The sequence below is a fragment of the Lutibacter sp. genome, from assembly GCF_040883305.1.
Lineage (GTDB): Bacteria > Bacteroidota > Bacteroidia > Flavobacteriales > Flavobacteriaceae > Lutibacter.
In genome coordinates this window covers 1-9784 of record NZ_JBFLKT010000112.1, presented here as the reverse complement: position 1 = coordinate 9784, position 9784 = coordinate 1, and the positions used below count along the sequence as shown (strand labels likewise).

The window sequence follows — 9784 nt, the reverse complement described above, 5'->3', positions numbered from 1 at the left end:
TTGAATCCTGTCGAGGTCACACTGAATATCAAGCTCTTATAGAAATATAAGAGCTTTTTTATTCTTAATGTCACACGCTATCATCTATTTAAGTTAGTTCACTTTTACTGGAATAACTTATTGATTTTCGGGTTTTGAAAATAATATTCTAAATCAACTTTCCAGTTGTACTTTTCATTAGCTTCTAAAATTAGCAATCCGTTTTTATTATTAAAACTATTTGGAGCGCAAGTCATAGGTTCAATGGCAATACAATTTCTTGTTTCTGGTGTATATACTTGTAAAAAAGTATTAGGTTTTATTGAAGAAAAATCAATATTAACGTTATATGTATCTGTTTTTAATGAAGTATTCGATACTTCTGTGATACAGCAATCGTCTAAAAAAATATCTTTAATTAGTAATGGAGTTTTAAACTTTAAAGGAGTTTCTTCTGTCGGAATCATATTTTTATCGACCAAATATTGTGTTTTAGCTTTAAAATTTAATGTGCTATCACCTAAATTTGGGACTTTAAAATAGGGATGCCATCCAATTCCAAATGGAAAAGCAGATTTTCCTTCATTTAAAACTTCAAAATCTAAACTTACTTTGTTTTTTGTAAAAGTGTACGTAAGCCCTAAGTTATATGGAAAAGGAAACCCTTCTGTACTTCCGTTATATTTATAGTTAAAAACTATTTTGGCATTTTCTTTTGAAGTAAATGTTTCTGTTACAATAAAACTTTGATTAAAAACAAACCCATGAAGGCGATTGTTTAAAGCAGGTTCGTTAATTTCTAAGATATAATTGGTGTTTTTAAATTCAAATTTTCCACCGGAAATTCTATTAGGAAAAGGAAATAATATAGCAGAATTATACTTGTTTTTATAGGTTTTTAAGCCATTATCATCGGCTGAAATTCCATCTATTAAATCAATTTTATTACAATTTAATTTTTGTAAAGATGCTCCAAGATTTGGAAATATACTACTTTCAAAATGTAGATCTTTATTTGAAATAATAACTTCATTTAGAAGTGGGTTTTCGTTTTTTGCAATTGTAATTTTATACATTAATTATGGGTATTATTATTTTTAGGTGCTCTTTTTGCGTCTTTTAGGGATTTATTTAACATCCATTCTAACTGTCCATTCGTTGAACGAAATTCATCTGCAGCCCATTTTTCAATTGCTTTGAGCATGTCTTCATTTATTCTTAGTGCAAATGCTTTTTTCTTAGGCATAATTTATTTTAAATCTTTTACAAAGGTGCTTATTTTATCTGAAAAATTTGTCATAATAGGTAGATTTGGATTGCTATAAGATTCCATATTTTCAGTTAAATCGCCATTTATTTCTTTAAAAATATGATTCATATTTTCAACAATAAATAATTCAGAATTTTCTGCAGCTTTGTGCAATAGTTCGGCGTCAATATTTTTTACCTGAATATCTTTTGAACCATTAATTATTAATATTGGTATATTTAATTTTGCTATTTCTATTTGTGGATTATACTTAATCCAAGAAATTAAAAAAGGTTGTACTTGTTTGTTGAAAAGAGTCATTAACATTGGGTTAAATTCTTCAACAGTATTTCCCTTTTTTAATTCTGATACAATTTTTTGGGTATCTTCTTTTAAAAACGGCGCTTGTAGCTCAATTTGTTCTACAAAAATTACATCTAAAGTTCTTCCTGCTCCTTCTAAAGAAATAAATGCATCCGCATTGTTTTTTGCAGCAATCAGTCCAACCAAACTTCCTTGACTATGTCCAGCAACAATAATTTTTGAATATTTTTTGGTGATTCTAAAATAGTCAATTATGCTTTTTGCTTCATTAATAAATGTTTCAAAAGTAAGTGCATCCACTTTTTCTTTGTCATCTTTTGTAAAAGAAAGCACACTTTTGTCAAATCTGTAAGTTGCTATTTTTTCATTTGCTAATGCTTCAGCTAAATATTTTAACGAATTATTTTTTGTCATTGCACTATTTCCATCTCTGTCAGTTGGTCCAGAGCCTGGAATTAATATAACCAGAGGATGTTTTTCGGAAGAACGAGACGTTATTAAACTACCATTTATAGTTACCGAATTTGTTGGAATACTAATTTCAATTTCTGTATAACTTTTTTCTTGTGCTAAAGTTACAGATGATATAAAAAGTATTAAAAATGAAAATATTTTATAATTCATTACGTGTATATTTGTGTTTGTAAGTTTCTAGAACTCGTTTAATTTCTTCCTTTTTTTGTGTACCAATAAGGATTTTTTCACCATTTTTAAGTTTTAATTGTAAGCCTATAGATCCTTTTGTTGTATATGCTTTTCCTGTATTTTTTCTAAAACTACCTTTTATTCCCCAGCCTCCAAATTCTGAAATTGGATTGTAGTTTCTAATATAACATTCAGAAATATTCGACCAGTCAATATTTTTATACGAAACCTGAAAAGGATAGAATTTATATTTAATTCCGGTTTCATCAATTTTTGTTTGAAGTTTAAGAACTAAAAAAAGAATAATTACCAGAACTAGTATTAATAAACCTATAGAAGCTGCAATGTAATCACCTAAACTATTATCAATATTTTTTTTCCATTCGTTTAATATTGAGAAAATTACAACTATTAAGCTAACAGATAAGCCTAAATACACTAAGGATTGATTAAATTTCTGTTCTTCAAAAAAAACTTTCATAAAATAAAAATTAATAGATTAAAGAATTTATTTTTTATTTTTAGATTGATTCACAAAAGCTGCGGAAAAAACAATTCCTATTCCAATGCCTATTGCAATATTGTTTAAAGCAACTCCTATAGCTGTTCCTATTGCAATTCCAATTGCTATTCCTTTTGAAGATTTTGTTAGTTTTTCCATCACCTATTTTTATCTCGTTCTAAAACTGCTTTTGAAATATTTCCAGTTTGTCCATAACCTACACTTTTTACTTGCCATCCCTGTGAAGCATATTTATTAAATAAATCTTCAAAAGTAGCGTCTTTATAGGACCATATACTTTTAGGTTTTATAATTTTATATTCTTTCATATATTTAAATTTTAAATAAAAAATGATGTATAAATTAAACTACAAATTAATAAAGTAATATATATTAAAAATGCAAATATTTTAATGATTTAAGGTTCCGGCATTTACAATGGGAGTAGCGTCTTTGTCAGAACAAAGAACTACCATTAAATTGCTTACCATAGCGGCTTTTCTTTCTTCATCTAATTCAACAACATTATTTTTACTTAATTTATCTAATGCCATTTCTACCATACTTACAGCACCTTCAACTATTTTGTGGCGTGCTGCAATTATTGCAGTTGCTTGCTGGCGTTTTAACATTGCACTTGCAATTTCTTGAGCATAAGCTAAATAACCAATTCGGGCTTCTAAAACCTCAATGCCTGCCATATCTAAACGCTCTGCAAGTTCTTTTTCTAACGCTTCACTTACTTCATTTACACTTGCTCTTAACGTAATTTCCTCTATTTGACCATCGTCTTCAAAATTGTCATACGGATATAAACTTGCTAATTTTCTCACAGCTGCATCGGATTGCACTCTCACAAAATTTTCATAATTATCTACATCAAAAGCAGCTTTAAAAGTATCTTTTACTTTCCAAACAGCAATAGTGCTAATCATAATTGGGTTTCCTAATTTGTCATTAACTTTAACACGTTCGCTATCAAAATTGCTGGCTCTTAAAGAAATGCCTCTTTTTTTATAAAAAGGATTTGCCCAATAAAAACCATTTTCTTTTATGGTTCCTATGTATTTTCCAAATAGTAATAAAACTTTTGAAGTATTTGGATTTACTAGTATAAAACCAGGAATAATAGTGAGGCTTAAAACGATTGCAGGAATTATTAAAAATGGATTTTCTTGAGTAATTCCAAAAATAATTGCTGCTAAAAATATGAATAACATAATAAGCATTAAATAGCCACTCGGAACTTTTATTGTTTTTTCTTGTGTCATGATAGTTGATTTAAAATGATATTAAAATGATAGTATAAAGATATATATATTATTTTAATATTTACAAGTTTTTAACAAACTTTATTTTTATCTTTGATGAAAAATAATAAGAAATGAAATCAATAAAATTTAATTGTATACTGCTTGTGTTCTTAGTGACTTTTTCTTCTTTAAGTGCTGCCAATCCAGATTGGGGAGCAACAGGACACAGAACTATTGGTAAAATTGCTGAAGATTATTTAAAAGGTAAAACTAAAAGAAAAATTGCTGAAATATTAAATGGAGAAAGTTTAGCCCTGGTTTCAACTTTTGGAGATGATATAAAATCTGATGACCGTTATAAAAATTTTAATACGTGGCATTATGTAAATATGCCATTTGGAGTTAAATATGAAGATTCTGAAAAAAATTCGAATGGAGATTTAGTTGCAGGAATTGAAAAATGTAAAAAAGTTATTTTAGACGGAAACGCAAGCAAAGAAGATAAAGTTTTTTATTTAAAAATGTTAGTGCATTTAATTGGTGATTTGCATCAGCCAATGCATGTGGGAAGGGCAGAAGACAAAGGAGGTAACGATATACAAGTAAGATGGTTTAATAATGGAACAAACCTTCATAGAGTTTGGGATTCGGATATGATAAACCATTTTAATATGACGTATACAGAATTGGCAGATAATGCAAATTCTATTTCAAAAGAACAATTAAAATATTTACAAAAAGGAACTATTGCAGATTGGGCCAATGAAACGCAACAACACGCAATTAAAGTGTATGCATCTGTAAAAATCGGTGAAAAATTAAGATACAGATATATGTATGATAATTTTGATTTGGCTAGAAATCAATTGCAAATTGGAGGTATTAGATTGGCTAAAGTCTTGAATGATTTGTTTTCGTAATTAGTCACAAGTTTAAAAGTTTACGATGTCTGATCAGAATCGAAGTCATTATTTTGAATTGAATTAAAGTTTGAAGGTTAGAAAGTTTTAATGAAAACGTTCTTAAGCCTTCTTATGTTTGATTTTTTACGTTTCATTAAAAAATGTTATACTGCTACAAATTATAAGTATTCCAACGTCTCTTTTCTCTTGCTAAAAGTGAATTGAATTTTTGGGGAACATCAATTTTTATAGTTGTTTGTAAAAAGGATTTAGGATGTAGGAATTTAATTTCAGAAGCACATAAAAATAAACCTTTTCCTTTATGAATGGTTTCCGTATTTCCATAAAGTTTATCTCCTAAAATAGGGTGCCCAATATTGGACATATGGATTCTTATTTGATGCGTTCTTCCTGTTCTTGGAAAAGCTTTTAAGCAAGTTAATTCTTTATATTTTAAGGATTTAACAACCTTAATTATTTCAAAACTAGTTTCGGAAGGTTTGTTTTCTATAGGAAAATTTATGATACAGTCTTTAAGAACCTCACCAATAACAATTGTGCAGTATTTTTTTTTGATAGTTTGATTTTCAAATTGTTTACCAAGTTCTATTTGAGCTGTTTTAGTTTTTGCAATTAATAAAATTCCTGAAGTTTGGTTGTCTAACCTATGCACAGGAGTTGGTATAAAAAGTGCATCGGGTTGTGTGCTTTTTCTTAAATTGTGAGGTAATGCGTTTGCAATAGTCTTAAATTTGTTACCACTTACTGTAATTCCTGCAGGTTTATTAATAATGGCAATATGGTCATCCTCAAAAATAATTTCTAAATTATAGGCATATACTTTTTGTTGCTTGTTTGGATCTTCAATTAATTCTAAAATCTGGCCAGCATTTACCCAAGTTGCGGTTTGTGCAATTTCTCCATTCGCTAATACTCTTCCAAGTTTTATTGCTTTTTTAACGCCGCTATTTGATGGAATATAGACTTTAAAAACTTTAGGAGCATACTCTTGCAGCCTAATTTTTTCAATACCTTTTGGTACAATATGAGAATGTAGTGTATTAATAATTTTAAGTTTTAGTCTATTAAATTTTGTTGGTTGGTATAATAAAGACGCTACTAAAACATAAAAGTTACATTAAACTTATTATAGAAGTATTAATTTAATGTTAAAAGGTTTATTTATAATAGATTTTGATCATAAAGAATTTCTAAAATTTCTTTATAATCAAAAGATAATTGGAGCTTATTTGCTTCAGAAAAAGAAAACCAATTATAATCAATTACTTCCATTTCTTGAATTTTAATCTCACCAGACCAACTTCCTAAAAAACGATAGTATTTTTTTTCTTGCCAAATACCTGTTTTTATAATTTTTGTAGGAATAAAATCTAAATTACATTCTTCTTTTACTTCTCGTATTGCATTTTGTTCAGCAGTTTCTCCTTTTTCAGCCCTTCCTCCAGGGCAACCCCAATATCCAGAGTATCTTTCTGTATAATTTGAACGTTTAAGTAATAGTATTTTTTTGTTTTGTAAAATAATGCCAGAAGCTGCTAAAACCATAATTAAATTTAATAATGAAGTACTCCTAAAGTAGCATTTTGTCCTGTTCCAAGAGCCCATTCTTTTGAAGAAATAAGGTTTCCATTGGCATCATATAAATTTAATTCAGCAGTATTTGGTCCAGATAAACCTTGGTTTAATGCTTGAAAATCTATTCTATTATATCCTTTATTTAAGGTAATATAATACACATAATAATTGGCTTTTAATCCAATATTATCACTTACCACTTGCTCGTTTACTAAAATTCGAATCCTATCACCATCAACATAACTATAATCTCTACACTCAACTTTTACAGTTTTTGTATTACTTCTTACAGTACCTAAACTATAATTACTTTTAAGCTTTGTATGTGTTACATCTTTGTTATTCCAATATTTTTTTCCAATAATATCGTTATCTTCAGGTAAATTTTCTAATAAAAAATTTGAATTAGAATTTGGCTTTGTTTCATTTAATTTCTTATTAATTGCAGCTGTATTTAACTGTTTATTTATGTTAAGATCAAGTTGGGTTTTTGGATTTATGAGATTTTTTTTGGTTACTGCTTTTAACTGATTTGTGCTTTTTGTAGCATTTATTTCTGAATCAATTTTCTTGATTTTAATAGTGTCTGTTTGTGAAAAAACAGCATTAGTGGCGCTGTAAATTAACGAAAGGCTAATAAATATTTTTAATGAAATCTTCATATTTAGATTTTAACTCAAACACTAACAAAAAAAATGCCAATAATTATATTTAGTTAGTTTGAAAGCAAAAATAACAAAAAAAGCCTCAACAACTGTTAAGGCTTTTCTAAAGTTTGTACAACTTTTATTTTACCATTTGAAAACTACGTTTAATAAACTTAGTTAATTCTTCACCGTGTAAAAGTCCTTGAGATAGTTTTGCTAAATCAAAAGCTTGTTGAATTAAACGTTCTTGTTTCTTTTTAGTTTTGGTATTTAAAATTTCACCAACCAATTCGTTATTTGTATTTACAACCAAATTGTACATTTCTGGAAAATTACCCATTCCCATCATTCCTCCACCACCAGTAGCTTGCATTTCTTTCATTCTACGTATAAATTCTGGCTGTGTAATCATAAACGGATTTGCATTAGAATCCATTGCTTCCAATTGTACTGTGTACGTTTCTTTTGGAATTGCACCTTCAATAATCGGTTTTAATGTTTCTTTTTCTTCGTCAGAAAGTTTACTTAATTGTTCTTCATCCTTTTTAATAAGGTTGTCGATATGATCACCATCAACTCTTGTAAACTGGATATTTTCTTTACTTCCTTCTAATTTTTGAATTAGGTGCGAAACTATTGGAGAATCTAATAATAAAACTTGGTATCCTTTTTCTTTAGCAGCATCAATATAACTGTGTTGCGATTTAACATCTGAAGCATATAAAATTACAGTTTTATCATCTTTATCAGTTTGTGCGGGCTTTATTTCTTCTAGCAATTCTTCAAAAGTAAAATACTCATTATCTACTGTTGGATACAATGCAAATTTGTCAGATTTTTCGAAGAATTTCTCTTCTGAAAGCATTCCGTATTCTATAATAACTTTAATATCGTCCCATTTTTCTTCAAAAGCTTTACGATCGTTTTTAAATAAACTTATTAGTTTATCCGCAACTTTACGAGTTATATAACTCGCTATTTTTTTAACAGCTCCATCAGCTTGTAAATACGATCTGGAAACGTTTAAAGGGATATCTGGTGAATCTATAACTCCACGAAGCATTTGTAAAAAGTCTGGTACAATTCCTTCAACATTATCTGTTACAAATACTTGATTTTGATAGAGTTGTATTTTGTCTTTTGTTGGGTCAACACTTTTACTCAACTTAGGGAAATATAAAATTCCAGTTAAATTAAATGGATAATCTACATTTAAATGTATGTTGAATAAAGGTTCTTCAAATTGCATTGGATACAATTCTCTGTAAAAAGATTTGTAATCTTCATCTGTTAAATCACTTGGGCTTTTTGTCCAAGCCGGAGTAGGATTGTTTACAATATTATCTACTGTAATTGTTTCGGGTTTTGCATCTTCTGCAGCACCTTCCGGTAATGGTAAATTTTCTTCACGTGTTCCAAATTTAATTGGAATAGGCATAAACTTGTTATACTTATTTAAAAGTTCGTTTATTTTACTTTCTTCTAAAAACTCTAAAGAATCATCATCTATATGTAAAACAATTTCAGTTCCTCTTTCGGTTCTGTCAGTTTCTTCTAAAGTATATTTTGGACTTCCATCGCATTCCCAACGAACAGCTTTTGAACCTTCAATAAATGATTTGGTAAAAATTTCAACCTTACTTGCTACCATAAAAGAAGAGTAGAAACCTAATCCGAAATGACCAATAATACCAGAATCTTCAACTTTGTCTTTGTATTTTTCAACAAATTCTTCAGCTCCAGAAAAAGCGACTTGGTTAATGTATTTCTCAACTTCTTCACCAGTCATACCAACTCCTTGGTCAATAATTCTAATTTCCTTTTTCTCTTTATCAACTTTTATTTCAATAATTGGATTTCCAATATCGCCTTTAATTTCTCCTAAAGTCGATAAATGTTTTAGTTTTAAAGTTGCATCCGTTGCATTCGAAATTAATTCACGTAAAAATATTTCGTGATCAGAATACAAGAATTTTTTAATAATAGGAAAAATGTTCTCTGCAGTTACATTAATATTTCCAGTTGCCATATTTTTATATTTTTTAAATTTAATTTTATAGTATTGTGATAGTCAAAAAAAATACCAAACTAATTTGAGTGACAAACTGGCACTTTTAGAATGTTAATTTAAATTTATGTTTTAAATTGTGGCTAATTAATTATTAATGTAAATGAAGGAATTTGACTACGATTATGTAATTATTGGAAGCGGTTTTGGAGGTTCGGTAAGTGCCTTACGATTGTCTGAAAAAGGCTATAAAGTGTTAGTTATTGAAAAAGGAAGATGGTTTAAAAGTGAAGATTTTCCAAAAACAAACTGGAATCTAAAAAAGTGGATTTGGGAACCTAAATTAGGTTTGAAAGGTTTTTTTAAAATGACATTTTTAAATCACGTTTCTGTTCTCTCAGGAGTTGGAGTAGGTGGAGGCTCCTTAACATATGCTAATACCTTACCCGTTCCAAAACAACATTTTTTTAATTCTGGAAGTTGGGCAACATTAAATAATTGGGAGGTAGTTTTAAAACCATTTTACTCAAAAGCTTATCAAATGTTAGGCGCAGCAAACAATCCAAAATTATATGAAGCAGATTTGGCTATTAAAAAACTTGCAAAAAATATTGGAAAAGAAGATAGTTTTGAAGCTACAAAAGTGGCGGTCTATTTTGGTGAAGCAGGCAAAACAGTA

At 28.6% G+C, this 9784-nt stretch carries 13 protein-coding genes; 2 read left to right on the top strand and 11 right to left on the bottom strand.

All coding sequences use genetic code 11. The annotated features are described in order from the left end of the window. Window positions 1–104: 104 nt before the first annotated feature. The 7 genes from AB1Z17_RS03465 to AB1Z17_RS03435 all read right to left on the bottom strand — a co-directional run bounded on the left by AB1Z17_RS03465 (window position 105) and on the right by AB1Z17_RS03435 (window position 3970). Window positions 105–1055 (bottom strand): aldose 1-epimerase, encoded by a 951-nt coding sequence (locus AB1Z17_RS03465; RefSeq protein ID WP_368050401.1) that lies wholly within the window; start codon window positions 1053–1055, stop codon window positions 105–107. Next, window positions 1055–1225: an Arc family DNA binding domain-containing protein gene (locus tag AB1Z17_RS03460; RefSeq protein ID WP_368050400.1), complete on the bottom strand. Its 171-nt coding sequence runs from the start codon at window positions 1223–1225 to the stop codon at window positions 1055–1057. The genes AB1Z17_RS03465 and AB1Z17_RS03460 overlap by 1 nt, the downstream gene beginning before the upstream one ends. Before the next feature lie 3 nt (window positions 1226–1228). After that, window positions 1229–2176: an alpha/beta hydrolase gene (locus tag AB1Z17_RS03455; protein WP_368050399.1), complete on the bottom strand. Its 948-nt coding sequence runs from the start codon at window positions 2174–2176 to the stop codon at window positions 1229–1231. Continuing rightward, complete coding sequence (locus AB1Z17_RS03450; RefSeq protein ID WP_368050398.1) at window positions 2166–2678, bottom strand: hypothetical protein; 513 nt, start codon at window positions 2676–2678, stop codon at window positions 2166–2168. Before AB1Z17_RS03450 ends, AB1Z17_RS03455 begins: the two co-directional genes overlap by 11 nt. A gap of 27 nt (window positions 2679–2705) precedes the next feature. After that, a complete protein-coding gene (locus tag AB1Z17_RS03445; protein WP_368050397.1) occupies window positions 2706–2858 on the bottom strand; it encodes a hypothetical protein in 153 nt (50 codons plus the stop codon). Continuing rightward, window positions 2858–3028 carry a DUF4177 domain-containing protein gene (locus AB1Z17_RS03440; RefSeq protein ID WP_368050396.1) on the bottom strand — a complete coding sequence of 57 codons (171 nt, stop codon included), beginning with the start codon at window positions 3026–3028 and terminating at the stop codon, window positions 2858–2860. The genes AB1Z17_RS03445 and AB1Z17_RS03440 overlap by 1 nt, the downstream gene beginning before the upstream one ends. 81 nt (window positions 3029–3109) lie before the next feature. Continuing rightward, entirely contained in the window at window positions 3110–3970 is an 861-nt protein-coding gene (locus tag AB1Z17_RS03435) for an SPFH domain-containing protein (protein WP_368050395.1), read from the bottom strand. 113 nt (window positions 3971–4083) lie between these two features. Here AB1Z17_RS03435 and AB1Z17_RS03430 point away from each other — a divergent pair, with 113 nt between their 5' ends. Continuing rightward, window positions 4084–4872: a S1/P1 nuclease gene (locus AB1Z17_RS03430; RefSeq protein WP_368050394.1), complete on the top strand. Its 789-nt coding sequence runs from the start codon at window positions 4084–4086 to the stop codon at window positions 4870–4872. Between the two features lie 154 nt (window positions 4873–5026). On the opposite strand, the gene AB1Z17_RS03425 is transcribed toward AB1Z17_RS03430, so the two are convergent. The 4 genes from AB1Z17_RS03425 to htpG all read right to left on the bottom strand — a co-directional run bounded on the left by AB1Z17_RS03425 (window position 5027) and on the right by htpG (window position 9126). After that, the gene (locus tag AB1Z17_RS03425; protein WP_368050402.1) at window positions 5027–5833 is read right to left on the bottom strand and encodes an RluA family pseudouridine synthase; all 807 of its coding nucleotides are present in this window, start codon (window positions 5831–5833) and stop codon (window positions 5027–5029) included. A 203-nt stretch (window positions 5834–6036) separates the two neighbouring features. Further along, window positions 6037–6420: an NUDIX hydrolase gene (locus AB1Z17_RS03420; protein WP_368050393.1), complete on the bottom strand. Its 384-nt coding sequence runs from the start codon at window positions 6418–6420 to the stop codon at window positions 6037–6039. Between the two features lie 8 nt (window positions 6421–6428). Further along, window positions 6429–7112 carry a hypothetical protein gene (locus tag AB1Z17_RS03415; protein ID WP_368050392.1) on the bottom strand — a complete coding sequence of 228 codons (684 nt, stop codon included), beginning with the start codon at window positions 7110–7112 and terminating at the stop codon, window positions 6429–6431. 124 nt (window positions 7113–7236) lie between these two features. Beyond that, complete coding sequence (gene htpG, locus AB1Z17_RS03410; protein WP_368050391.1) at window positions 7237–9126, bottom strand: molecular chaperone HtpG; 1890 nt, start codon at window positions 9124–9126, stop codon at window positions 7237–7239. 142 nt (window positions 9127–9268) lie between these two features. On the opposite strand from htpG, the gene AB1Z17_RS03405 reads away from it, so the two are divergent. After that, window positions 9269–9784 (top strand): NAD(P)-binding protein (locus tag AB1Z17_RS03405; protein WP_368050390.1); only part of this gene is annotated, 516 nt, incomplete at its 3' end.